Source organism: Clostridium sp. K13 (assembly GCF_019734195.1).
Taxonomy (GTDB): domain Bacteria; phylum Bacillota; class Clostridia; order Clostridiales; family Clostridiaceae; genus Clostridium.
Window position 1 is genome coordinate 12,241 of sequence record NZ_JAASHM010000009.1, and the last position, 24,442, is coordinate 36,682.

The 24,442-nt window shown below is 27.2% G+C and carries 28 protein-coding genes, 1 tRNA gene and 1 pseudogene; 1 reads left to right on the plus strand and 29 read right to left on the minus strand.

Annotation, left to right across the window (positions count from 1 at the left end):
- Window positions 1-140 precede the first annotated feature (140 nt).
- The 18 genes and pseudogenes from HCG76_RS07255 to HCG76_RS07335 form a co-directional block, all read right to left on the minus strand.
- The gene (locus tag HCG76_RS07255; RefSeq protein WP_221699717.1) at window positions 141-1,112 is read right to left on the minus strand and encodes a hypothetical protein; all 972 of its coding nucleotides are present in this window, start codon (window positions 1,110-1,112) and stop codon (window positions 141-143) included.
- Between the two features lie 3 nt (window positions 1,113-1,115).
- Window positions 1,116-1,745, minus strand: coding sequence for a hypothetical protein (locus HCG76_RS07260; protein WP_221699710.1), 630 nt, complete (start codon window positions 1,743-1,745; stop codon window positions 1,116-1,118).
- A 280-nt stretch (window positions 1,746-2,025) separates the two neighbouring features.
- Entirely contained in the window at window positions 2,026-2,415 is a 390-nt protein-coding gene (mutT, locus tag HCG76_RS07265) for an 8-oxo-dGTP diphosphatase MutT (protein WP_221699707.1), read from the minus strand.
- Between the two features lie 16 nt (window positions 2,416-2,431).
- Window positions 2,432-5,602: a DEAD/DEAH box helicase gene (locus HCG76_RS07270; RefSeq protein ID WP_221699705.1), complete on the minus strand. Its 3,171-nt coding sequence runs from the start codon at window positions 5,600-5,602 to the stop codon at window positions 2,432-2,434.
- Window positions 5,603-5,923: 321 nt separating this feature from the next.
- Window positions 5,924-6,877 (minus strand): glycoside hydrolase family 53 protein, encoded by a 954-nt coding sequence (locus HCG76_RS07275; protein WP_221699703.1) that lies wholly within the window; start codon window positions 6,875-6,877, stop codon window positions 5,924-5,926.
- A gap of 183 nt (window positions 6,878-7,060) precedes the next feature.
- Window positions 7,061-7,474, minus strand: a pseudogene (locus HCG76_RS07280) (peptide deformylase).
- Window positions 7,475-7,512: 38 nt separating this feature from the next.
- Window positions 7,513-7,914, minus strand: coding sequence for an FBP domain-containing protein (locus HCG76_RS07285; protein WP_221699701.1), 402 nt, complete (start codon window positions 7,912-7,914; stop codon window positions 7,513-7,515).
- Between the two features lie 37 nt (window positions 7,915-7,951).
- Window positions 7,952-8,194: a hypothetical protein gene (locus HCG76_RS19035; RefSeq protein WP_370778862.1), complete on the minus strand. Its 243-nt coding sequence runs from the start codon at window positions 8,192-8,194 to the stop codon at window positions 7,952-7,954.
- A complete protein-coding gene (locus tag HCG76_RS19040; protein WP_260458065.1) occupies window positions 8,195-8,437 on the minus strand; it encodes a CarD family transcriptional regulator in 243 nt (80 codons plus the stop codon).
- A 258-nt stretch (window positions 8,438-8,695) separates the two neighbouring features.
- Entirely contained in the window at window positions 8,696-9,202 is a 507-nt protein-coding gene (locus tag HCG76_RS07295) for a GNAT family N-acetyltransferase (protein ID WP_221699699.1), read from the minus strand.
- 402 nt (window positions 9,203-9,604) lie between these two features.
- On the minus strand, window positions 9,605-10,162 hold the full coding sequence (locus HCG76_RS07300; RefSeq protein ID WP_221699694.1) for a nucleotidyltransferase: 558 nt from the start codon (window positions 10,160-10,162) through the stop codon (window positions 9,605-9,607).
- 118 nt (window positions 10,163-10,280) lie between these two features.
- A complete protein-coding gene (gene bsh / locus HCG76_RS07305; protein WP_195244955.1) occupies window positions 10,281-11,267 on the minus strand; it encodes a choloylglycine hydrolase in 987 nt (328 codons plus the stop codon).
- 434 nt (window positions 11,268-11,701) lie between these two features.
- On the minus strand, window positions 11,702-11,887 hold the full coding sequence (locus tag HCG76_RS07310; RefSeq protein WP_195244956.1) for a hypothetical protein: 186 nt from the start codon (window positions 11,885-11,887) through the stop codon (window positions 11,702-11,704).
- A complete protein-coding gene (locus HCG76_RS07315) occupies window positions 11,877-12,239 on the minus strand; it encodes an EAL domain-containing protein (protein ID WP_221699692.1) in 363 nt (120 codons plus the stop codon). Before HCG76_RS07315 ends, HCG76_RS07310 begins: the two co-directional genes overlap by 11 nt.
- Window positions 12,240-12,388: 149 nt before the next feature.
- Window positions 12,389-12,916 carry a putative immunity protein gene (locus HCG76_RS07320; protein WP_221699691.1) on the minus strand — a complete coding sequence of 176 codons (528 nt, stop codon included), beginning with the start codon at window positions 12,914-12,916 and terminating at the stop codon, window positions 12,389-12,391.
- A gap of 26 nt (window positions 12,917-12,942) precedes the next feature.
- Entirely contained in the window at window positions 12,943-13,350 is a 408-nt protein-coding gene (locus HCG76_RS07325; protein WP_221699690.1) for a secondary thiamine-phosphate synthase enzyme YjbQ, read from the minus strand.
- A 592-nt stretch (window positions 13,351-13,942) separates the two neighbouring features.
- Window positions 13,943-14,110, minus strand: coding sequence for a hypothetical protein (locus HCG76_RS19505; protein WP_365941406.1), 168 nt, complete (start codon window positions 14,108-14,110; stop codon window positions 13,943-13,945).
- Between the two features lie 233 nt (window positions 14,111-14,343).
- Window positions 14,344-14,994, minus strand: a complete 651-nt coding sequence (locus HCG76_RS07335) for an FBP domain-containing protein (RefSeq protein WP_221699685.1) — start codon at window positions 14,992-14,994, stop codon at window positions 14,344-14,346.
- A gap of 428 nt (window positions 14,995-15,422) precedes the next feature.
- Between HCG76_RS07335 and HCG76_RS07340 the strand changes: the two genes are divergently transcribed.
- Window positions 15,423-15,498: transfer RNA gene (locus HCG76_RS07340), tRNA-Met, on the plus strand.
- 150 nt (window positions 15,499-15,648) lie between these two features.
- On the opposite strand, the gene HCG76_RS07345 is transcribed toward HCG76_RS07340, so the two are convergent.
- The 11 genes from HCG76_RS07345 to HCG76_RS07395 all read right to left on the minus strand — a co-directional run bounded on the left by HCG76_RS07345 (window position 15,649) and on the right by HCG76_RS07395 (window position 24,149).
- Window positions 15,649-17,418, minus strand: coding sequence for an oleate hydratase (locus HCG76_RS07345; RefSeq protein WP_221699679.1), 1,770 nt, complete (start codon window positions 17,416-17,418; stop codon window positions 15,649-15,651).
- Between the two features lie 197 nt (window positions 17,419-17,615).
- The gene (locus HCG76_RS07350) at window positions 17,616-18,188 is read right to left on the minus strand and encodes a TetR/AcrR family transcriptional regulator (RefSeq protein WP_221699678.1); all 573 of its coding nucleotides are present in this window, start codon (window positions 18,186-18,188) and stop codon (window positions 17,616-17,618) included.
- 156 nt (window positions 18,189-18,344) lie between these two features.
- Complete coding sequence (locus HCG76_RS07355; protein ID WP_221699677.1) at window positions 18,345-18,674, minus strand: cupin domain-containing protein; 330 nt, start codon at window positions 18,672-18,674, stop codon at window positions 18,345-18,347.
- 264 nt (window positions 18,675-18,938) lie between these two features.
- Window positions 18,939-19,796 carry a Cof-type HAD-IIB family hydrolase gene (locus HCG76_RS07360; RefSeq protein ID WP_221699676.1) on the minus strand — a complete coding sequence of 286 codons (858 nt, stop codon included), beginning with the start codon at window positions 19,794-19,796 and terminating at the stop codon, window positions 18,939-18,941.
- A 201-nt stretch (window positions 19,797-19,997) separates the two neighbouring features.
- Window positions 19,998-20,282, minus strand: coding sequence for an ATP-binding protein (locus HCG76_RS07365; protein WP_260458064.1), 285 nt, complete (start codon window positions 20,280-20,282; stop codon window positions 19,998-20,000).
- Window positions 20,283-20,308: 26 nt separating this feature from the next.
- Complete coding sequence (locus HCG76_RS07370) at window positions 20,309-20,518, minus strand: hypothetical protein (protein ID WP_221699673.1); 210 nt, start codon at window positions 20,516-20,518, stop codon at window positions 20,309-20,311.
- Window positions 20,519-20,558: 40 nt separating this feature from the next.
- A complete protein-coding gene (locus HCG76_RS07375; protein ID WP_311776387.1) occupies window positions 20,559-21,233 on the minus strand; it encodes a response regulator in 675 nt (224 codons plus the stop codon).
- A gap of 62 nt (window positions 21,234-21,295) precedes the next feature.
- Window positions 21,296-21,661: an efflux RND transporter periplasmic adaptor subunit gene (locus HCG76_RS19380; protein WP_311776388.1), complete on the minus strand. Its 366-nt coding sequence runs from the start codon at window positions 21,659-21,661 to the stop codon at window positions 21,296-21,298.
- 169 nt (window positions 21,662-21,830) lie between these two features.
- The gene (locus HCG76_RS07385; RefSeq protein ID WP_221699666.1) at window positions 21,831-21,938 is read right to left on the minus strand and encodes a biotin/lipoyl-binding protein; all 108 of its coding nucleotides are present in this window, start codon (window positions 21,936-21,938) and stop codon (window positions 21,831-21,833) included.
- A 171-nt stretch (window positions 21,939-22,109) separates the two neighbouring features.
- Entirely contained in the window at window positions 22,110-23,363 is a 1,254-nt protein-coding gene (codA, locus tag HCG76_RS07390; protein WP_221699664.1) for a cytosine deaminase, read from the minus strand.
- Window positions 23,364-23,399: 36 nt separating this feature from the next.
- A complete protein-coding gene (locus HCG76_RS07395; RefSeq protein ID WP_221699659.1) occupies window positions 23,400-24,149 on the minus strand; it encodes a creatininase in 750 nt (249 codons plus the stop codon).
- Window positions 24,150-24,442 lie beyond the last annotated feature (293 nt).

Below are 24,442 nucleotides of genomic sequence, written 5' to 3' on the forward strand. Positions count from 1 at the left end.
ATATCTCTCAAATTACGAAATAGATTTTCCGTTTCAATACTATATTTCCCCATAGACTTAAACTTCCAATGATAATCTTCTCCATTAAAAATCTTTATTAATTCCTCCTTACTACAACTTCTTATTGCAATTTGAAATAACTACCTATTTAAATCTAACATTTTAGCATTTTTATCATTAACTTTAATATACCTACTTCTAAAATCATCATAATATTTAGTTAATTCATCTATTTTAGCACTAGAATCCTTAACTGGATATATTTTATCAAACCTCTTTTTGGGATCATATATTTCATTTGATACTTTCTGAACAAAAGTTAGTATATTTATATCAACACTAAATTGAATATCTAAATTAAAGTTATTTAACCTTAATTTATTTTCTTCTAAATAATCCCCTAATCTCTGGATATTTCTATATTGCTCTATTAATACATTTGTTTTATCATTATGGCTCATATTTTCTATAGCTTGTCTTTTCTTAAAAATACTTATATTTGTAAACCCCTTTATAAATCCACTACTTACAGCACTATCATATATATATTCTATAGATTCATTAATTTCTTTTTTTAACAAATTATTTTCCTGCTCTAATTCCTCTTTAGTTAGAAGGAATCTTTTATTGCACTGATCATTGCTTCTCCAAAATAAAATATCTACTTCTTGATTAGTATTATTACTAATAGCTATAGTTTTTGCTGAAAAATTACTACTTCCTATTATAACTGCTTCTGGTATTGAATAATTATTTTTTTTAATTGCAATCTTTTTATGATAGTCTTCATTTCTTGCAACTAATATTCTAATATCTACATCTATACCATCAGCTTTTAAATAATCTCTTATTTTATCTGCATTGCTTTCAAGTACCTCAATAGTACACTTTTCATTAAAACCATACTTCCCTATTATTGTAATACTAGGATTTTCAACATCTTTAAATCCTTCCTTAATAGCTTTAATAAATTCATTATCAGTTACTATTATGTCACTCATATAGCCATAACCTAATAATAAATTATTTGCCTTTAAAGATAATAAATTTAACATTGCCTTTCTAAATGGCGGATTAGACTGATTGCATTTATTCAAAACTCTGTACTTCATACACTACCCCTTAATTATATCAACTATAATTTTCAACTTTATTCTAATATCTATATCTTCAGTAATTTTCATAAGATCTATTATATAATTTTTTAATAATTTATTTTTATTTCTACTATAAAGAGTAAAATTAAAACCCATACTTTTATTTTTTAACATATATAAATTTTTTATATTATTAGAAATAAACTTATTTACCTTACCTAGTGTAATATTTTTTAATACTAATTTCTGCTTTTCATAATCACTTTTCTTATCCTTACTTTCTATTATATAATCATCCGAAACCAATATTTTTAATATTGTAATTAAATTACTTAAATCATTTGTTCCATTTTCTTTATAGTAAGAATTTATAAATTCTTTTCCAAGTATAGCTGTCAACGCTCCAATATATCCTTCCCCATTACTTTTAACATAAATTTCATCTAGTGATAATTGTACATATCTATTCTCTACGCCATCGTACTCATATTTATTATATTTATGATTTAACTCATCAAATACATTAGCTTTTACTTTTTTAATTTCACTTTCATATTCACAAAGTTCTTTAAAATATTCTTCCAATATTTCACGATTAAATGCATTTTTTTGTCTATCAAAATAAACTACTCTTTCATAATTATCCATATAAATCCCCTATAATAATATCAATTATTAATATTAGTCCCTACTTAAATTTTTTTATATAATTCTATATATTTATTATATATTACAATCTTATCTTTATAAACCAAATTATGTATATGAGTGGTTTGCTCATTATTTTGTTTGCTAGAAAATTATTAAATACTTAATAATAGGTATCAAAAAACCTCTGATTGTAAACTTAACCAGAGGCTTCTTTATTTACTTTCCCATGCATATCTTCAACTAAATAAATTATAATTTATTTAAACCATACTAATTGTTATCTAGTAGATTCTATCAACTTTTTAACTACCTCTATATCTGCTGGAACCCACTTTTCTCCTCTTAATTCTTGTATAGAAACCCACTTTGCATCATTATGAGCATTTAAGTTTAATGTTCCTCCACATATTTCACAAGTATAACAATGCATTGTTAAATGAAATGTAGGATAATCATATTCTACTGTTGTTAGAAATTCTAATTTATTAATATCTAACTCAAGCTCTTCTTTTATTTCACGTATTAATGCTTCTTCATTAGTTTCTCCTGCTTCTATCTTTCCACCTGGGAATTCCCACATGTTAGCAAATTCACCATAGCTTCTACGAGTTATAAATATTTTATCTTCTTTTTTAATTATTGCTGCAACTACTTCTATTGTTTTCATTTGCTTTACCTCTTCTTTAAATAATTATTGTCTTATTAGCTTTATTAATCATACTTGGTGGAATTTCTTCATTAAGCTCCCATACAAAACTAATAGGTTTATTTCCAGTATGACTTCTATATTCACAAGTTCCTAAATAAGTGAATGGGGATGTAAGTCCATCTCTACTCTTATATTCTCTAACAAAAAGAGCAATCTTATTTCCTGTTTTCAAATGATTAATATATCTTTTTCCTGTTGTACTTTCTGCTGAAGTTTTACTTTGAGTCTGCCAGTGAAATAACTTTTCATTAATTGCATAATCTTCATATAATGTTGATGGTGAAAAATCCTTATCACTTTTATTTAATGTAATAAAGAATATATCAATCCCCTTATCCTCAAAATATTTAACCCCTTCTCTAAAGGCAGGCTTCTTTTCTTCATTATAATATCCAAAGGCAGCCATTATAGCATCTGTTGAATAATCACAATGTAAATCTAAAGGACAATCAAATCCTAGGTCTACTTTCTTATCTACAAAGTTAAGATGATTAAAGTTATATTCTAGTATTTCACAAGCTTCATTCATCATTACTTTATTATTTAACAACTTATTTATTCCTTCTTTTATTGAAGTTAATCCCATCTTTTCTGGTGCATCATTATAGAAAATATAATACATCATATTTAACATTAAACCTTCTTCACTTGTAAGTTCTATATTAGAAATATTGTCATTATTTTTTATTACTCTTATAACAAATTCAATAAATCTTCTTGAGTTTACAAACAATAAGTTATATAACTTTTTAGTTATTTGAATTTCATTTTCCTCTACAAAATCTTCTCTTTGCTCTGCCATTACACACATTCTAGCAAAACTTCTATCTCTAGTTTTTCCATAGAAATCTACTAATGATAAGTTGTGATACTCTAAGAAATTTTCTAATGTTAATTCTAAATCTGTATCATTTTTAAAGCTTCTTAACTTACTTAATAAATTTGTCTTTGTATTGCTAGCAGATTTAATATTTCTTAGTATATATTCCTTAGCCTCTTTTTCTAGTTGAATATAACATCCCTTTGGTAGTGTTAAAAATCCATTTTCAACATAATCTTTTACTGGTTTATTTGTTTTACCTATTAATGCTCTAAACTTATCTTCAAAACTGTAGTTTTTATGTGCTTGCCCTACAAAATCAAGAACTGTTAAACATTCTTTTTTATCATGTAATCTTAATCCTCTTCCTAACTGTTGAAGGAATACTGTCAAACTTTCAGTAGGTCTTAAAAATAAAATAGTATTAATTTCTGGAATATCAACACCTTCATTATATATATCAACAACAAAGATAAACTTTATTTCTCCATTAACTAATCTTTCTTTAGCTGTATTTCTATCTTCCTTTTTACTTTCATCAGTTAATGCCAGTGATGGAATTCCTGCTTCATTAAATCTTAAAGCCATAAATTTGGCATGTTCCTTACTTACACAGAAGCCTAATCCTACAACTTCATTTATATCAGTAATATATTTATTTAAACTAGTTATTATATTATTAACTCTTATATCATTTCCTGTATAAACCTTATCTAATTCACTTACATTATAGCCTTTCCTTTGCCATTTAAGCTTTGATAAATCTACAGAATCTGATACTGCAAAGTATTGAAATGGACTTAATAATTTTCTATCTATAGCTTCAGGTAATCTTATTTCTCCTGATATTCTATCTTCAAAGTAACTAAATACCTCTTTATTATCTGCTCTTTCTGGTGTAGCAGTTAAACCTAGTAATACTTTTGGTTTATAATAACTTAATAATCTTTGATAAGATGGAGCTGCTGCATGATGGAATTCATCTACTATTATAAAGTCATAATAATCTTCTGATATTATTTCACATAAATCCTTACTATTTAAACTTTGAATAGAAACAAATAAATGATCTAAGCTTTCTGGTTTTCTTCCACCAACCATTAATTCTCCAAAGTTATTATTTTTTAATATTGCTCTAAATGTTGACCTAGCTTGCTTTAATATTTCTTCTCTATGAACTACAAATAAAAGTCTATTGGCCTTCCCCTTATTTTCTCTACAAAAATCTCTATAATCAAAAGCTGAAATAACAGTTTTACCCACACCAGTAGCTGCAATTACTAAGTTTCTATACTTATTATGTATCTTTCTTTCAACTTGAAGAGTTTCTAGTATTTCCTTTTGATATGCATATGGTCTAATATCAAATCCAAACGACGTATCTTCATCATTATAATTTTTTTCTGATTTTAAAGAAATTCTTAGTTGTATCTTATCCTCTTCTGTTCCAGTATAAGATACAAATTCTGAATCATTCCAATAACTTTCAAATGTAGCCTCAAATTTCTTTATAATATCAAAGGAATCTTGCTCTGTAACCTTCAGATTCCATTCTAACCCTGAAGTTAATGCTACATTTGATAAGTTTGATGAACCTATATATGCAGTAGTAAACCCTGTATCTCTTTTAAACATATAAGCTTTTGCATGAAGTCTTGTCCTTTTTGTATCATATGAAATCTTTATTTCAGTATTAGGTAGCTTACTTAATTCTTCTATAGCCTTCTCATCGGTGGCTCCCATGTAAGATGTAGTAATTATTCTTAGCTTTTTATTATGTTCTCTTGTTGCTTCTGTAAGACTTTCCATTATACATCTAATACCACTCCATTTTACAAATGAAACTAGTAAATCAATTGAATCACAAGATAGTATTTCTTTGTTTAATTCTCCTAGCATGTTTGGCTCTTGACCTGATCCTGTAAATAGTGAACTTTGTGATAATGGAGTTACTGGTCTTACTGCTACTTTATTATTTATTGCTCTTTTATTATTTATTTTTGAGTATAGAGCATTAAGCATTTCTCCATTTTTATCTATTTCATATTTTTTAATATCTTCTTCATTTGATAGTTGACTTAATATGTTAATTATGTCATTACAAGCTTCTATTTGTTTTATAAGTTTTCCGCTATCCTCCTTTTCTTTATCTCTGATGTAGTTTAGGGATTTTCTTATTACTTGTGTAATGTATTGTGAAAGTATTACTTTGGCTTCTTCTTTGTCCATTTTATCTTTATCTATAATGAAATTTTCTTGTTCTATTTTATTTAATTGTTTGAGTATTTCCTTGTTTATTACTTGTTCATAGAGTCCTTCTTTCAATATCGCTACCCCCATTATACTTTCTTTATATTATATATTTTATCATATTTAGACATAATAAAAAGCTACAGTTATCTGCAGCTTTTTATTTGCTGGAGATGAGTCGTTACTTACCCCCATAACTTATTTCATTATACATTCTCAAAATATATTCTATCTAAACTTACAATTTAATTATATCTAATATATCTTCTCCATATTTATCAATCTTAACTGCCCAAAAACCTCTAATTGCAATAAGCTCCTTTTAATGCTTACACCTGAAATTTCACTAGTAGTTGAATGTACTCTAGAGAACATAATAACTGACTATTATTCATATTAATAAATAAATGCATCTAATGCTTTTGAAGGTTTTCCATCTGCTCCCCATGCACTTAATTTATATTTACTCCAGCTAAATGCTCCTTGTGGTTCCCAATAAAAAACACCTAATCCTTTCCCTTGTGGAATCCTTCTTACCCTTTCAATTACTTCTTTTAACATATTATAAGTATCTTCTATCTCAGTATCTTCTCCCCCTATTTCACAAACCATAACTTCTTTTCCATATATATCTATATACTCATTTAGATTATTCATAAGATTATCTATTGTTTCCTTGTAGTTTTTATTTACCCAATATGGATAATACGATACTCCAATTACATCATATTTCCCACCATTAGCTTTATGCTTATCAAAAAACTCTATAAATCTATTTCTATCATCACCTTGATCAAGATGTATTATTACCTTTGTATCTGTGAATATTTCTTTAACAGCATCATATCCACTATTTAGAAGTTCTGAAAGCTGATTAAAGTTTTCTGTCTTTCCTTCTGGCCATAACATTCCATTCGGTATTTCATTACCTACTTGGACCCATTCTGGATATACACTCTTTTCTTTTAATGCACTTAAAACTTCCTTTGTATGATTATATACATCATTAACTAACTCTTTAAAACTATGCTTTTCCCATGCCTTAGGTTTAAACTGCTTTTCTGGATCTGCCCAATAATCGCTATAATGAAAATCTATCATTAATTTAAATCCCATATTCTTAGCACGCTCTGCCATTTCTACTACTTCATCTTTACTACAATGTCCATCTGTTGGATTAACCCATACTCTTAACCTTATAGAATTTATACCATGACTTTGTAAGATCTTAAGACAATCTTCTTCTTCTCCATTATCATTATAAAATTTATATCCTTCATCTTCCATTTGTTTAAGCCAACCTATATCAGCACCTTTTACAAAACATATTTTTCTATTATAACTACACATACTCATATCTCCTAATAAACTTTTTATTCTACTAAAATAATATCAGCTATACAAAAAATTTTTTAAGTAATATTATTGGATTATAGTAAAATATTATTAAAGTGAAATATTTTTAATAAAAAAACAGATTCAAAGATTTTCTCCTTGAATCTGCTCTTTTATGTCTATTAATTTATAACTTCACTATATTATTATTCCCTCAAAGTGATCTATCTCATGTTGTATTATCTGAGCTGTAAAACCACTAAATACCTGTTTTTTCTTTTTAAAATCTTTATCTAAATACTCAACTTCAATCTTTTCATACCTTGTTGTTTTCATAAATCCAGTTAATGATAAACAACTTTCTTCTATCTCATATCTATTCTCTTTCTTTATTATTACTGGATTAACCATAGGAACTATAATACTTCCTCCTATAGTAAACACTAAAATACGCTTCTTAACACCAATCATATTTGCTGCCATTCCAACGCAAGCATCTAAATTAGCTTTTAATGTATCAACTAAATCATTAATAACATTTATATCTGCTTTAGTTGCATCCTCTGATTTCTGTCATAAAAACACAACATCTTTAACTATGGGTTTTATCATCTTTGCTCCAACCTTTCTAAATCCCAATATTAATACTATTATTTTATTCTATTAACAACCTTTAAAATATCCTCTAATTTTTCAACTGATTCAATTCTCTCATTACACTCTTTGCTATCTAAACAAATATAAAAACCTAATGATTTATAATCCTCTTCACTAAGTGGTTTACATATTGGAGATAGAAATTCAACTTCTCTTTCACTACCCATCCTATTACAAATAGCACAAATGTTACTACTCTTCTTTGTTGTTTTTGCTAATCTACAAGCCATCCCTAAAAACTTACCATCCAAATTATATACAATAAATAATTTCTTAGTACTTTCATCAATCCATCCAGTATACACTACCTTTGCATCTGAATCTAAATCAGGTAATTTAAGTTTTTTCTCTTTTTTAAAAACCTTATTAATATCAGCCTTTGATAATTTATTCATACCATAAACATATTTATCTAAGGCTTTTAAAAATGGTTCAATAAGCTATTTGACTTGCTATATATGAATTCACTTCATTAGGAGAAATATTTAAAATAATTGCAAACTCTTCATGTAATAATCTTTCTGCTTCTTTTATAATCTCCTTGTCTGCTTTATTTAATTTTTTACTAGTTGATTTTGCATACCTCTTATTAAATATTAATTTAATTAGCTCCTCACATTTGCCACTTTTAAGCATCATTTTAAATTGGTTGTTTCTTTTTTTTTCATCATCTATTCATAATGTATCCATATTAGGCATATCATTTATCAATGAAGTCACATCTCCTTTAGAAATTATCTTTCTCATTGGAATTTTATTATTATCTAAAGGAATTTTTATTATTGTATTATCATGGTGAATAGGACTTAACACATAATAGTCTCTTTTCTCACCATTTACAACTTTCTCATTAGTTATATCTATAACTTTACATACACCTGTCATACCATACATTATATAATCATCAACCTTAAACATGAAAAATCATCCTCCTTAATAACATTAAAACTGTAGATTTTCCCTACATATTTAATGATATATACAATTTATATTACTTTTCAGATATAGATTTTTAAATCTATACCTAATAAAATTTCATTTTTTATATAATAAAAAAGTGGCTTTCGCCACTCTTATCTAATAGCATTATTTTTTATATCTTTCTACACCAAAGAATTTTTTGTTAAACTTATTGTTTTTATTAATACTAATTTTCTTAATTTAATACTTATATCATTATGAAGCCATTTCAAAAAAAATTTCTTTAGTTATTCTATATTCAATTTCTCTTTCTAACTCTTTAACTTCCATAAATCCAATTCCTTTAAATAAATTTCTTGATCTTTTATTTGTCTTTTTTATTTTTGCAACTACTTTATCTGTTCTCATATCAAAAAAAGCTTTTTTTAAAGCTTCGACTACAGCTTTATGCCCTATGCCTTTTCCCCACAAATCTTTTTTTCCAACAGCAATTACTATCTCAACTCCATCATTTTTCGGTATTAATCTTAAAAAACCTATTGTTTCATATGCGTTTTTAATAGTAAAAAAACTACAATTATTATTAAATAAATGAGTTAATATAGGCATATCTATTCTATTTATAATATTAATTATATTTTCTCTTGCATTTACCCCTTCATTTAAATTACTTGATATTTCTTTATCGCTAAGCCAATTAGCCATTTTTTCTGCATCACATTTATATACCTCTCGACTTAGCTTTATACTAATAGTTTCCACTAGTTACACTCCTTAATTTTTCTTATTAATTAAAAAATTTATACACAATTATTACCAGACCAGTCTTTCTATAAATATTACTACTAATATCAATATAAGTAAAAATCTATATTCTCAATTATTTAAATTTAACTTATTTTTTAAGTGTTTATCTTAACTTTTGACCCTTTTGCTTAGCAAGTTATATTTTCCATTTTTAGTATTTAATTTCCAGTTAAAGTTATTGAAAGGATTTTTATTACAATTTTAAGTACATCTATAATATAAAAAAAACTAACCTATAGCTTGGTAGGTGTATTGAAGTTTATAACCAAAAAAAGCCAGTAAAACTTTTAAAAATTCTACTAGCTTTATTTCTTAATATAGTATTATTTTATTCTGTAACAACTTTTGAAATATCCTCTAGTTTTTGTACTGATTTAATATATCCTCAACTTTTCCTCTTACATCTATGGGTAAATATCCCTGTAATGCTCTTTCTAATAAAATTGATTTTTTAATCCCGTTTGATACAATGTATTTCTCTATCATTTCTACTTTTGCTTTTCTATTAGGAATTAACTGATAAATAACATACCAATCTTCTAAAGAAGTAAATGGTATCTTAACTTCATTGATAACTTTATATTCTGAAATAGAGCCCTTGTCAAATATATATCTAAAAGCTCCATTATTATGATTAACTACAAAACCAGCCATTACATCAACATCAACTTTATTTATTACATACTCATAAAAGTATTTTGTTGAGTATGTTGTAGTCTTTTCCCATTTTTTCTTTTCACCAATACTTTTAAGAATTTCATCAGTCTTTTCAATATCATTAATACTTACAAAAATATCTATATCATTAGGTTTATCTATAAGCCCAAACCTATTCAACAGTATGGACGCACCAACTCCCCATGTTATATCTGCATCATTTAACTTTTTACCTATATAACTTAAAGTATTAAACATTTAATCTCTCCTCCATTACCTATATATATTATACAAAAAATAACCTTTAAAATAATATTATTTATAAAGGTTATTTTTCTATGTTTAAGTTAAATATAAAATATATATTAAGTAGACATTAATTTTGATATGTAATATGTAATTTATCTAAATATTCAAATTGTTTAACTTCCTTAGCATCTAAATCTTCTTTATTCATATCTATAGCACTTATTCCATTATTATTATATGTTGAATAATAATATATTCCTTTTTGTTGACACATACATGAAGTATACAATGTTATATCATCTAAACCATCAGATATAACAGCTCCCTTCGGCATTGCTACATTATTTAACATATGGAAAAATTGACTTATTCCAGTCATTAAGTCTTCTGTTTCTGAAAGCCTTGATTTTAAATATGCTATTCTTACAAACCTATCTACTCCTGAACATCCTCCTGGTAATCCATTAGTTCCTAGACCTACTCCTAGTGGTTTTAATTCCTTAGCTCCCCATTTTACAGGTTCTGGCTGAATAGAAGTAGTTTTCATATATTCATTTAAATTAGTTAAATGCCAATCAAATGTTGGAGAATTAGTCATAACCCCAATTGGATTTTCATAAACTTTTAAACTTTCTTTTGTTTTTTCTATGACTATAGATTTTCCATTTGTATCTGCTACTATCCAATGAAGTGTTGGAAGTGGTGTTTTCTCATTAATTGGAACTGCAACCAATTCTACATTTCTAATTTCATCTAAAACCTCATCTACAGTTTTAAAGTTTGATAATATCCACAGAATTAAATCGTATGGAGCTAAATTATTCTTACCTGGAATAGCCTTTTCTTCTACATGAAAGTATCCAGGAAAGTTAAGACCTGCACACCCTAATCCTTTTTCATTCATTGCATCTGCAAATGCTGGATAATCATCTATAATACTAGCCATACCTATTATTGCATATTTATTTTTTTTCATATTTCCAGTAACTCTATCTCTATATTCATAATTTCTAGGTAATAAGGTAACTGCTTGATTGAATGAATATGCTAAATCCATATTTCTTCCAAATAGATTATATCCATCTTTTGTTTTTAAAGTTAATGCTGTGCACATTTTTATTTCCTCCTAATAAAACTTTTACTTCGATTATATTATCCTCAATTAAATAACTTTATACTAATACTCTAAGTTTAACCAATTTAAAGTCTTTAATTTTATAAAATAATCCCAACCAATTATTAAATCAGTTGGGATATTAAAAATATTAATAGTACATTCAATGACCAATTAATTACTAAGTAGTATTATCTCAATATTATTTTCCATTTTAGTATTGAAATCAATAAAAAAAACATAAAAATCAAAATTATTATTTTCCTAGATTTTATCTGCAAACACTAAAGCTTGAATATAATTTATCATTATTTATATAATTCACTAAACTAAACAAATTCTGAAAGTAAACTTCCAGAATTAGTACACCCGGGTGTCGTAATGGTGCTATATGAACATCTGTAAGATACATACACTGGCTTATTCCTAGGTACTTAAATATTATTTATAACATCTATTTTCTTTCTTTGCTTATATATATACATTTTTTTATCAGCTTTAGATAAGATTTCTTTACACGTCAAATTACTATTAGAATCTACATAAACAATCCCATAACTTATTGCACCTTTATATGCAATCTTTAAAAGTTCTTGATTTTTATCCATTTTATTTGCCATAATCAATCCACTGCTTTATCTTCATACAACACATCTCAATCATATATTCATCAAGCTTTATTATAAATCCATTTTCCTCAAATATAGGTATAAACTCATCTGGAGGAATTATACCTCTTTCAGGATCATTCCATCTTACTAAAGCCTCAGCTCCAACACAATAATTTGTTACTATATTATATTTAGGCTGTAAATATAACTCAAACTCCTTCTGATTTAACACCTTATTCATATCATTAATTATTGATACTTTTTTATTAAATTCTTTTCTCATACTATCATCAAAAAATGCTATTGAATCATAATAGTTGCCTTTAATTGTTTTTAACGCTATTCTCGCAGATTCACACATCTTAAATACATTACACTCTTTTTCTCTATATAATAAAAATCCACGATAATATCACTAAAATATTATCGTGGATTTTGTGGTGGAGGCGAGACGTTGCTTACCCCCATACCTGTTATATTTTCAATACATAAAAACTTTTAAATTAATATTTAACAATTCCAGTTTATCTTAACTGGATTTTCTTCATTATCTATGGCCACTGATTGTAATGATTCCAACACCTTTACAAACTCCTTAGCTGCAAGAGTATCATAAATTTCTGTGTTTTCATTTAATCCTACTTCATTATATACTATCGCCGCTACTGCATAAAATGTAAATCCTAATGCATTTGTTGGTGTTTGAACTGTTCCACATGCAGTTAAAATTGCTCTTGCTGAAGCTTGTGCTACTGGATTTTCTTCTAATTCCTTAGGAATTGTTTTTACTTCTTTTAAAATTTCCTTTATTTCCTTTAGCTTAATCTTATCATCTAAATATTCCTTTGTAGATGAAATTATTTTACTTAATCTTAAATCTTCACTACATTCCTTCTCATAAATACTTAGTATATTTTTTTCTACATAATCAACTGCCCATGATGAAATAGTTGTTTTACTTTGTGTTTCTATAGTTCTCATTAATTGAATTATTACCTTGTCATTAATATTTCCTAACATTTTTCTTAGTTTAGCCATCACTTTCCCCCCACTAGTTAATTAATCTATCCTTCTAAAATCTTAACATAAAAACTTCTATTTCTAGGCCCATCAAATTCACAAAAATATACATCTTGCCATGTCCCTAATATAAGCTTTCCATCATCTAATATAAGAGTTTGTGAAGCTCCCATAGTTGATGATTTCATATGAGCGTGTGAATTTCCTTCAAAGTGTCTATAATTACCATCTTCACTTGGATATGCTTTTTCAAAACCATAAATTAAATCTCTTACTACATCAGGATCAGCATTTTCATTTATAGTTATCCCTGCTGTAGTATGGGGACAATACACTACTATAATTCCATCTTTAACTCCACTTTCTTTAATATCCTCTTTAATTATCTTTGTAATATCTATCATAGTTTGATTACTTTTTATACTTAAAGAATGTCTATATAATTTTTTCATGTATATCAGCTCCTTATTATTTTTACTATAGAAAAACTTTATATAAAGCAAAGAATACTATTAACTTTATAGACTTCGATAGCATACTCTACTATATTGTTTAATATAAGATTATACTCTAGCCCTTATAATCTTAAGACTGAATATGGAGTAATTGCACTTTGACTTTATTAATAACATTTATTATATTATGTTCAACAAACATCTATATTCGTCTTAATTACTGCTAGCGGAATCTTTAACTCATGTGCCACACTTGAGTTAAACCTTTTTTGTGAATCAAAGGCATTATCTAGCTTAGCAAGCGTTTTATTAAAGGAAATTATAAGTTCTTTTATCTCATCATTTGCTCCTTTAACCTCTAAATTAGCAGTTAAGTTATTTTCATTTATATCCTTTATATTTTCATTTAACTTTACTACATGCTTAATACTTTATCAACAATTAATGCCATAAATACCAAATCTTTATCTGTTGTATTCTCCAATCCGTGTCCTTTTCCACTTGGTGTGAATGTTACATCTCAAGCTTTAACATGACGTATAGTTCCATTATCATTATAATTTCCCTCTCCACTTAAAGTATAATAAGCTTAACTTTCTCCATTATGCTCATGATAGCCTAATGTACATCCTGGTTCTATTGTTACCTTTGCATATAGTCCACATTTACCATTTAATTCTTTCTCACCTAATATGTGTTCAATTATTACATGGCCTTTTCCACCACACGTATTTTCTACTTTTTGAATCTTACTCATATACCCCTTCTCCATTTCTTTTATATTTGTATTTTCTTTAACTTAACAATATACATTTTACTACTTCTTTACGTTAATTTTAAAGTTGATGTTAATTTCATATATTATTTTAATTTTAAACTCATTATCCAGGTAATCTACTTCTTCATCAAAAGCTACTAAATATTAAAGTTTCTCATAAAAAAAGCCAGTAGAACTAAAAAAAATTCTACTGACTTTATTACTTAATAGTATTATTTTATTCTGTTAACAACTTTTAAAATATCCTCTAGCTTTTCTACTGATTCAATTCTTTCATTGCATTCCTTACTATCTAAACAAATATAAAAACCTAATGATTTATAATCCTCTTCACTAAGTGGCTTACATATTGGAGATACAAATTCAACTTCACTTTCATTTCCCATCCTATTACAGATGGCACAAATATTACTACTCTTTTTTGTTGTTTTAGGTAATCTACAAGCCATACCTAAAAGCTTGCCCTCCAAATTATAAACAATAAATAACTTCTTAGTACCTTCATCAATCCATCCAGTATATACTACCTTTTCATCTGAATTCAAATCAGGTAATTTAAGTTTTTTCTCTTTTTTAAAAACCTTATTAATATCAGCCTTTGTTAATTTATTCATACCATAGACATATTTATCCATTGCTTTTAAAAATGGTTCAATCTGTAATGGTTCATTAATTTTTCCTATATTCAAAATCTCTCTTTGAGCTAGTGATAAACTCTCAAATTGTGATACTATCTTATCTTGACAACATAACTTAGTAGTTTCTACTATATTTACATCTACACAGTTTCTAAAGGCATTATTTAAATCATTTAAGCATCTTTTTATATAATTAAATTGTTGTTTTTTTATAAATTCTTTCATATATTTACTCCTCAATTTCAAATAATAAAACTATAACTTTATAATCAAGGAATACTAATTTCAGCTAAAAAACACTTTTAGCTCCAGACAAAGTTTAGCTTACTTTATTGTAGGCCTTGAAAGGAGCAAATTAATTTACATATGAAAGTTTTATACTCTTTCATTCAAATCACCTTCTATATTATTAATTCATATATTATAACATAAATAAGCTATACATAACAATATCTATTTTTATCAATTAAACTTTTAAATTTACTTTCTAATTAGGCTTCAATAGCATACGCTACTATATTGTCGAATATATACTTATACTCTACCCCTTATACTCTTAAGACTAAATATGGAGTAATTATATTTTGACTTTATTAATTACATTTGATATATTATGTTCAACAAGTTAATTAATATATTTTAAAACATAATATCGCGGGGTGGAGCAGTTGGCAGCTCGTTGGGCTCATAACCCAAAGGTCGTAGGTTCAAGTCCTGCCCCCGCAACCAATAAATAGATCTTATTCTTACTATAGGGTTTATTTTTTTATTTTCTCAATTACTCAAAAGGAATTATTTATAAATCACTCCATTTTAGATGTATAATTTATACTAATAGGAGGTGATATTTGTAGAAAAAATTAATTAATTTTACTCCCTTTATATTAATTTATATCTTTCCAATAATTCTTCAATTACAGTACCATGAATTTCTTTAAATAATTTCTTTTCTACCATTTTAGCTTTTAAAGGTAATTTAATATCTGTTAATTTTTTACCGTCCATCATTTTAGAAGTAGAATCTAATAATACTCTTATATCATAACAAGAATTAAATACCTCTGGAACTCCACGATCAACATCTAATAATGTATATACTGCTTCCATAGCTGTTCTTACAGAATATTCAGTTGTAAATACTGTATCACGAACTGTATCTGCAAATTGTCCTAAGAATGCAAAGTTAACACATCCCTCTGGTACAACCTTTGGTCTATCACCAGCTGTTCTTGGCATAAAGAATGCAGTTATATATGGCATCATACAAGGAATAGCTCTAGCAGAATTTTTAGCCATATCAGGAATTTCATCTACCGGAACTCCTAAGTGATATAACCATTCTTGAGTTATTTCATATCCTGTACATTCCTTCATTGGCTTCTTAATAAAATCACCAGGAACATCTGTAAATAAACCATAAACCCAAACAACTAATTGATCACCAGGTTGTGATTTAAAATGTGGCTGACGGTTTAATGTATAACTCATTAACCATGAAGAATCTTTTGCAGTTATTATTCCACCAGTAACTACTTTTCCGCTAAAAGGATCACGCTTACATACTTTTTCAATATATGGTGGTATTCTATCATCTAAAGTTGTAACTGTTGCTGATTCCCAATTAGTAGCCTTAATATTTGTACAGAACTTATCTGGATGTCCAAAGTCTTTATCTTGAGCAGCAATGTTTCTCCATAGCTTCCAACAACCACCTTCTTCTGTATTTAAAACTGGTGCTGTATCATGGTCTCCTAATGTAGCATTTTCTGTACAACTTCCATTTGTAACAAATACCAAATCATCTTCTACTAAATCAATAGTTTCTTCTTTTCCATCATGAATACAAATAATTTGTTTTGCTATTTTTTTACTTCCTTCTTTTTCAAATATTACATTAGTAACTTGTGTATTATATTGAAAATTAACTCCATGTGACTCCAAATATTTAACCATTGGTAATATTAAAGACTCATATTGATTATATTTAGTAAACTTTAATGCAGAGAAGTCTGGAAGACCTCCAATATGATGGATAAATCTTTGAATATAAAGCTTCATTTCTAAAGCGCTATGCCATTCTTCAAAAGCAAACATAGTTCTCCAATATAACCAGAAGTTAGATACATAAAATTCTTCTGTAAATACATCTTCAATTTTTTTATCATATAAATCTTCATCCTTAGTGAAGAATAATTTTACTATTTCCATAGCTGCTTTGTCTGATAATCCAAACTTACCATCTGTGTGAGCATCTTCACCTCTATTTACTGTAGCTCTCATTAAAGAGTAGTTTGGATCTTTTTTATTTAACCAATAATATTCATCTAATACAGATACTCCTTCAGTTTCTAATGATGGAATTGATCTAAATAAATCCCATAAGCATTCAAAGTGATTTTCCATTTCACGTCCACCACGAATTACAAAACCCTTTGTTGGATCATTAATTCCATCACAAGCTCCACCAGCAATATTCATTTCTTCTAATATATGAATATGTTCTCCCTTCATTTGTCCATCACGAACTAAAAAACAAGCTGCTGCTAAAGATGCAAGTCCTGCCCCTACTAAATAAGCTGATTTTCTGTCTACATTTGCTGGTTTTTGTGGACGAGCAAATGCCTCATAATTCCCATTACTATAATACATATAAATTCCTCCTAATTACATAACACATTTTTTGAAATTTATTTAACTTATGATTTTATAGTATTACTTTCTAATGATAGCTTCTATAGACAAAACCCTGCTTATGTCCTATTTTTAAACAAACTCTTAAAATTGTAAAAATATAAGACAAACCTTAAAGTTTGTCCAAATTTTATACTTAAATTTTATTTTATTTCTCATTTAATATTATGTCTATCAGTTCTATATCTTTCTAATGCAGTTTCAATATTTCCTGAAACTAAAGTATTTAATCTTTCAATTATATCTTTTGGATTTTCTTTCATTCCCTTTCTTATCCAATCAATAACTAACCCTACAAATGCAAATTTATAAAAATCTGCAATAAATGATTTATCTTTGTCTCTAACAGACATACCCTTTGATTTTTCTTCAATTACACCTAAAAGCAAATAATAAGTTTCATTATATAAATATCTTTCTAAATAATCTCTACTTATAGAATTATAAGTATTTGATACGAAAACTTTATTTTCTAAAATATATTCAAAAATTTCATAAAAGCCTTCTTGCCAGGTATCATATGTTTTTTTATCTCCTAAAGCTCTTGTAGCTTCATTAGTATAAGTCCATTCTAATAAATCATATATATCCTTAAAATGATAATAAAATGTTTGACGATTTACTTCACAATCTTCTGTTATATCTGAAATTTTTATTTTATCTAGCGGTCTTTGTGATAATAATTTCTTTAAAGATGTAGCAAATGCTTTTTTTGTTTTTTGTGCCATATAACTTCACCCCTTAAAAATCGACTTTATTATTAATCATTATATCACCCACATACTTTCTTATCTAGAAAAATAAAAGAACACTTAATCCAATACAGATATAGTGTTCTTTTCTAATAATTAAGACAACTAATTGAATAAATAAAAGATGTAAAATTAATCAAATATTATTAGCGCCATAAATACTAAATCTTCGTCTGTTGTATTATCTAACCCATGACCACTTCCACTTGGTGTGAATGTTATATCTCCAGCTTTAACAGGACGTATAATTCCATTATCATTATAATTTCCTTCTCCACTTAAAATATAATAAGTTTCACTTTCTCCATTATGCTCATGATAGCCTAATGTACATCCTGGTTCTATTATTACCTTTGCATATAGTCCACATTTCCCATTCAATTCTTTTTCACCTAATATGTGTTCAATTATTACATGACCTTTTCCTCCACACATATTTTCTACTTTTTGAATCTTACTCATATACCTCTTCTCCATTTCTTTTATATTATATAATTTTTAACCTAACACTATAATTCTACTCCTATTTCCCATTTAATTACAACTTTTTCTAATAATCACACTTAAAGAATATTTAATAACCCATTACTCCTACGAAATAAAAATATATCTTTTTACTACAATAAAAAAATGTAATTTTAACACAAAAAAAGAACCAAATTTAATTGGTTCTCTAACATCTAGCAATTAACCTAATATGATTTTAATGTAATTTCCTATAGTTGCTTATCCATATCTTGTGGTATCTATATTTAATATAAATTTTTCTATAGCCTTTCCAACTCCATTATTTTTATTTGTATCTGTAATATAATCTGCAGCATCTTTTACTTTATCAATTGCATTACCCATAGCTATTCCTAATCCTGCAAATTCTATCATCGAGATGTCATTTTCATTATCTCCAATGCATATAACTTCCTCTCTATTTATTCCAAACTTTTTTGCTAGGACCTTAACTGCATTACCTTTAGATACTCCCTTGCAGTTAATTTCTAAACTATGACCACCTGATGCAAAAGTTACAACATTGCTTAACTTTTCAATCTTAGCTCTAGCTTCTATAACTTTTTTTGTATTAGTACTCAATGCTATACACTTTGCCATAGACCCATTTTCTTTTTCAAAAACCTTTATCCACTCATCTCTAGATTTAACAGTAATATATTCTATATTCAAATGTTCAAAAAATTTTTGCTTACTCATTAAAATTTCTGTTCCTATTCTATTAATCCAATTGCTACAATATATTTTATTAGTTGTATGAAAATTAAATGGCAATTTGCATTTTGTCAATATATCATAAATATTTATACAGTCCTCTTTTGTAATTTCACGTTCATAAATGATTTCATTTGTTTTTTTATTAATAACAACTGCTCCATTAGCTGCTATAACAGGAGAGCTAACCCCTAAAATATTTGAAAAATAAGCTGCATTATTGTATAACCTCCCTGTAGTCACAATAATTTCTACACCTTTATCATGAGCTTTCTTTATTATGTCTTTATTAAACTGTGAAATTTTTTTATTTTTTCCTAATAAGGTTCCGTCCATATCTATACAAATCATTTTATACTTCATTATTCAAAAATATCCTTTTAATTTATAGTTGAGTACTTAAATATAGCACTTATATATATTTATTCACCTTTAAATATATTAGTTACTTACCTTCTTATTAATTATAATATGTATTATTATAAAATCACTACAATTAAATTCTCTTAAACATTTTTTATTTACCTATAAATTTAATTTTATTATAAAATTTATACATTACTATTATATATTTATTGGTAATATTATCATAAACTTTGTTCCTTTGTTTACCTCACTTTCTACTTTGATTTCTCCTCCATGCATATTTATTACTGATTTTGTTAAAGATAAACCTAATCCCATTCCACTACTTGATATTTTATCAATTTCTACATATATACTTATGTCATTCTTCTTAGCAATTATAGTTAAATCATCAACTACATCCTCAATTATTTCATTAATAATAATACTTTCATTTAAAGGAGCATTCTCTTGTCTAATTATATCTAGCAATGCTTCTATCATGGTATTCATCCTTAAAATTGATTTTTCTACAATATTATATTATTATCATTACCTACATAATAATCTTCTTTTGGAATTTCAAACTGTGTTTGAGAGAGTATATTTTCTGTTAACTCTGGCATACTCCTACCTATATCATAATTAATTGCAGTAATAAGAACAGCACTAGTTATAGTTACTATTATTACCACCATTAATGTAAATCTCCATTTTATTGATAGCTTAAATCTACTCATCGCTATTGCCTCCAAATAAATATCCTACTCCTTTTATAGTTTAAATCAGCTCTAAAAAGTCAAAAGGCTTAACTAAATAGTCATTAGCCCCTAAATCCAATCCATTTATTCTATCTTCAATTTCTCTATTTGCAGATACAATTATTACCCTAGTATTAATATCTTTATCTCTTAATGCTTTTAATACTGAAAATCCATCAACACCTGGGATATTTATATCAAGAACAACTAAATCATATATATTAAAACTCAAAAACTCTAGTGCTTCATTTCCATCACCAATTACAGCTACATTAGTACCATCTTCAACATCAATCTTATCAATATCATAGCCTTGAGTAACCTTAAGGTTAGATACAGTACTATACGCTTCTGTAACTCCTGTAACTGAAATATTTTCCTTTATGTTATTTATTACAGCTTCTTTATATGAACTTCCTCTAAGATACATACCCTTTAATGTTGTACTCTCATTCATAATAAAATCCATATGCTCTGGAGTAATCTTTTTAAAATTACCTTCAAAAACATTAGCTCCACTCGAATAATCTGGATTAATATAAATGGTTTCTGCACTTAGTCCGCTAAACTGCGCCTTAACTTCTTCCTCACCACCTTTTCCTATCGCTATTACTGCCACCACAGTTGCAGCTCCTGCAATAATACCTAATGATGTTAATCTGAAAAGCCAGTTGTAATTTCTAACTCTTTTAATGTTCCATCTTTTTGTCTTAAATTAACTACTTGCTTACCATCCTTTAATGTAATAGCTTTATTTCAAAGCATATAAACATCTTGTCCTTCTTCTATTTTTGTTATGTCATTTTGAGATACATTAACTTCAGCTAATATCTTATTACTTTCACCTATTGCAATAACTAGATTGTCAATTGATGTAGTAGAACCTTCAGCATAATTCAGAGCAAGAACAACACCATCAGCTTCTGCATATAACGTAGAATTTTCCTTCAATTTATTTACTTTAGAAATCTCATTATTAATCTTATCAACTTCCTTTTGTGTATTACTAATAGATTCATCTAAAGAACTGTTTGAAAGTGCATTTATTTCAGTATTAGTAGATGCTTCTTTTGATTCTAAACTTACCTCTTTGTTTCTATCATCATTTAAAGAACTTAAAATTTACTTTTTCATTTAAACTATTAATATTATTAATAATAGAACCTCTCTGGCTTTCATACTGATTCTTTGAAGCCTGAACCTTCTCTTCCCATTCCTTTTTTTGTGTCAAAACTGTTGCTTGCTTATTATTATTTTCAGAATTTAAGGCTGCTGTGGCTTGTTTTAATTGTTAATTTAACTCTGTTAATTTATCATTGATAAATGATTCTGATATACTTGCTATCTTATCTCCTTTTTTAATTGTCTGCCCTTCCTTAACAAATACTTCACCTATCACTACAGAATCCTCAAAATTCTGAGTAATTTGTTCAACTTTATATCCATCTAAAAACTCTAAAGCATAATCAGTAATACAATCTACACGATATCCCTTAAATTCACAAGAGGAGCCTCAAAATATTGAAGCTCCCCTTCTATTGATACTATAATTTTAATTATAGTACATACATCATATTTGTTTTAATATTTCAACCTCAGTTTTAACTACCTCTGGTTCTTTCCAAAATAAAGTTTTTCCATTTCTTATAGATGCTAATACTCCTGCCCTTTCACATACTGCTTCAAATTCTGATTTTGCATTTAAAACTATAAAGTTAGCAGGCTTTCCTTCTTCTATTCCATATTGATCTTGAATATTCATTGTTATTGCACCATTAGTTGTTATTAAATCTAAAGCATTATCTATTTCTTCAAAAGACATCATTTGAGCTATATGAATTCCATGATCTAAAATCATCATCATATTTCCATTACCTAAAGGATACCATGGATCTGACATTGAATCTTGAGCAAAACAAACATTAATATTTGCATCATTTAATTCCTTTACTCTTGTTAATCCTCTACGCTTTGGATAAGTATCTTGTCTTCCTTGCAGATAAATATTTTCTGTTGGACAAGCTATGAAATTTACTTTAGATTGTTTTAATAGCTTCATAAGCTTAAAAGCATAAGCATTATTTACTGAACCAAAAGAACAAGTATGGCTAGCAGTTGTTAAGTGCCCAATATCATTCATATATGCTAAAGCTGCTAAAAGCTCTAAAAATCTTGATTGATCATCATCTGTTTCATCACAATGAACATCTATTAATTTATTATACTTTAATGCAAGCTCCACAGTTTTGTGTATTGATTTTTCTCCAAATTCTCTTGCAAATTCAAAATGTGGAATAGCTCCTACACAATCAGCCCCCATTTTTAATGCCTCTTCTACTAATAAATCTCCACCTTTATATGCATACATACCTTCTTGTGGAAATGCTACAACTTGTATAGTAACTATATCTTTAAGCTCTTCTCTTAACTCTAATAATGCCTTAAGAGATATTAATGATGGATCTGTTACATCTGCATGAGTTCTTATAAACTGAACACCATTTAACATTTCCTTCTTTATACCAAGCTTTGCTCTTTCTTTTATTTCTTCTATTGTTAAATCTGATTTTGTTTCACTCCATCTTTGAATTCCTTCAAATAATGTTCCTGTTCCATTTAATGCCCCATCTTTCCTTGCTGTAAAAACATAATCTAAATGAATATGTGGATCAACATAAGGTGGAAGTACTAAATTTCCTTTTAAATCAACTTCTTTATCACCTTGAATATTATTGCCTATCTTTTTAAAGACACCATCTTCTACTAATATATCAATTAAATCTTTTTTACCCTTTAATCTAACATTTTTATATACACAATTCATAAATATCCCCCTTAAAATCAAATTTTCATAAGAATTTTATTTAAACTCTCTTTTACATATCTTAATTAACTCTGGAATAACATTATCTACTATTACTTTACCCTTCTCACTTGATGATGATTTTGCGCTAGCTAAAGCGCCTGTTTCAGGTACATCATCCTTATATAATGGATATCTAAAGTAAGGAAGGGCTTCTGTTTCTTCGACTTCAACATTTCTTTCGAACTTAACTAATTCTGGTGCAAAATACATCATTAATGATGTTTCTGTAACTGCAGCATGTTCAAAAGCCCATCCTGGAAATGGTACTTCATCAAATATTTCATCAATAGCTTTCTTTGGTAGTGGATCCCACCAATTTGAAGCAACCATTGTAGCTTTACCATTAGTATCTCTATTTACTAAATCCATGGCTTCTACTACAAATGCTTCGTTTTCATAGTGAACATTCATAATAAAAATCTTTGTAAATCCATCTTTAACTATTTCCATTAAAATATCATAAACAAGTTTTATTACTGTTTCTCCATTTAAATCTATAGTTCCTGGAAATAAAGGGCCACCCCCACTTAAAGGCTTTGATTTGTATCCATAGCTTAAAGTTGGCATAATTACTCCATCAATCTCTTTTGCTAAACTTAATGCAAACCCTTCTGCTATTTTGCTATCTGTACATAATGGAAGATGCATTGCATGTTGCTCTGTTGCACCTATAGGTAAAATAATAACCTTATCCTTACTTTTATCAAATTCACTCCATGTCATATCATTCATAAAATAACTCATTGTTTTTCTCATCTACCTTTCGTATATTTTTAATCTACATTGTTTAATATTTTACTTTTTTTGCTTTTCTATTAATTAAATGAAAAAGGCTCTAAGCGAATAAATCACTTAGAACCAAATTGTTCTTTCTTTATGAATTAATGATAATTAAATTAAGGAACATAGTCAAACTTATCACTACTTTTTGTTCATATATAACAAAAATAATATTATTTATTTATCATTAACTACCATAGAAATATTTATAAATACATTATAAAATAAAAGCAATAATTAATATAAAATTTATACTA

Excerpts from the sequence above, each read along its gene's own strand:
- codA (WP_221699664.1), bottom strand. The coding sequence starts at position 23,363 with ATGAATTGTGTATATAAAAATGTTAGATTAAAGGGTAAAAAAGATTTA.
- HCG76_RS07320 (WP_221699691.1), bottom strand. The coding sequence starts at position 12,916 with ATGGCTAAACTAAGAAAAATGTTAGGAAATATTAATGACAAGGTAATA.
- mutT (WP_221699707.1), bottom strand. The coding sequence starts at position 2,415 with ATGAAAACAATAGAAGTAGTTGCAGCAATAATTAAAAAAGAAGATAAA.
- HCG76_RS07285 (WP_221699701.1), bottom strand. The coding sequence starts at position 7,914 with ATGAATAAATTATCAAAGGCTGATATTAATAAGGTTTTTAAAAAAGAG.
- HCG76_RS07345 (WP_221699679.1), bottom strand. The coding sequence starts at position 17,418 with ATGTATTATAGTAATGGGAATTATGAGGCATTTGCTCGTCCACAAAAA.
- HCG76_RS07395 (WP_221699659.1), bottom strand. The coding sequence starts at position 24,149 with ATGAGTTATTTTATGAATGATATGACATGGAGTGAATTTGATAAAAGT.
- HCG76_RS07360 (WP_221699676.1), bottom strand. The coding sequence starts at position 19,796 with ATGAAGTATAAAATGATTTGTATAGATATGGACGGAACCTTATTAGGA.
- HCG76_RS07335 (WP_221699685.1), bottom strand. The coding sequence starts at position 14,994 with ATGAAAGAATTTATAAAAAAACAACAATTTAATTATATAAAAAGATGC.
- HCG76_RS07325 (WP_221699690.1), bottom strand. The coding sequence starts at position 13,350 with ATGAAAAAATTATATAGACATTCTTTAAGTATAAAAAGTAATCAAACT.
- HCG76_RS07310 (WP_195244956.1), bottom strand. The coding sequence starts at position 11,887 with ATGGCAAATAAAATGGATAAAAATCAAGAACTTTTAAAGATTGCATAT.
- HCG76_RS07350 (WP_221699678.1), bottom strand. The coding sequence starts at position 18,188 with ATGGCACAAAAAACAAAAAAAGCATTTGCTACATCTTTAAAGAAATTA.
- HCG76_RS07300 (WP_221699694.1), bottom strand. The coding sequence starts at position 10,162 with ATGTTTAATACTTTAAGTTATATAGGTAAAAAGTTAAATGATGCAGAT.
- HCG76_RS07260 (WP_221699710.1), bottom strand. The coding sequence starts at position 1,745 with ATGGATAATTATGAAAGAGTAGTTTATTTTGATAGACAAAAAAATGCA.
- HCG76_RS07315 (WP_221699692.1), bottom strand. The coding sequence starts at position 12,239 with ATGTGTGAATCTGCGAGAATAGCGTTAAAAACAATTAAAGGCAACTAT.
- HCG76_RS07355 (WP_221699677.1), bottom strand. The coding sequence starts at position 18,674 with ATGAGTAAGATTCAAAAAGTAGAAAATATGTGTGGAGGAAAAGGTCAT.
- HCG76_RS07255 (WP_221699717.1), bottom strand. The coding sequence starts at position 1,112 with ATGAAGTACAGAGTTTTGAATAAATGCAATCAGTCTAATCCGCCATTT.
- HCG76_RS07365 (WP_260458064.1), bottom strand. The coding sequence starts at position 20,282 with ATGATAGAAGCATTGCTAGATATAATTAGACAAGAGAATGCTCCTTTA.
- HCG76_RS07275 (WP_221699703.1), bottom strand. The coding sequence starts at position 6,877 with ATGTGTAGTTATAATAGAAAAATATGTTTTGTAAAAGGTGCTGATATA.
- HCG76_RS07370 (WP_221699673.1), bottom strand. The coding sequence starts at position 20,518 with ATGAGTAGATTTAAGCTATCAATAAAATGGAGATTTACATTAATGGTG.
- bsh (WP_195244955.1), bottom strand. The coding sequence starts at position 11,267 with ATGTGCACAGCATTAACTTTAAAAACAAAAGATGGATATAATCTATTT.
- HCG76_RS19040 (WP_260458065.1), bottom strand. The coding sequence starts at position 8,437 with ATGTTTAAGGTTGATGATTATATAATGTATGGTATGACAGGTGTATGT.
- HCG76_RS19505 (WP_365941406.1), bottom strand. The coding sequence starts at position 14,110 with ATGAGTAAGATTCAAAAAGTAGAAAATACGTGTGGTGGAAAAGGCCAT.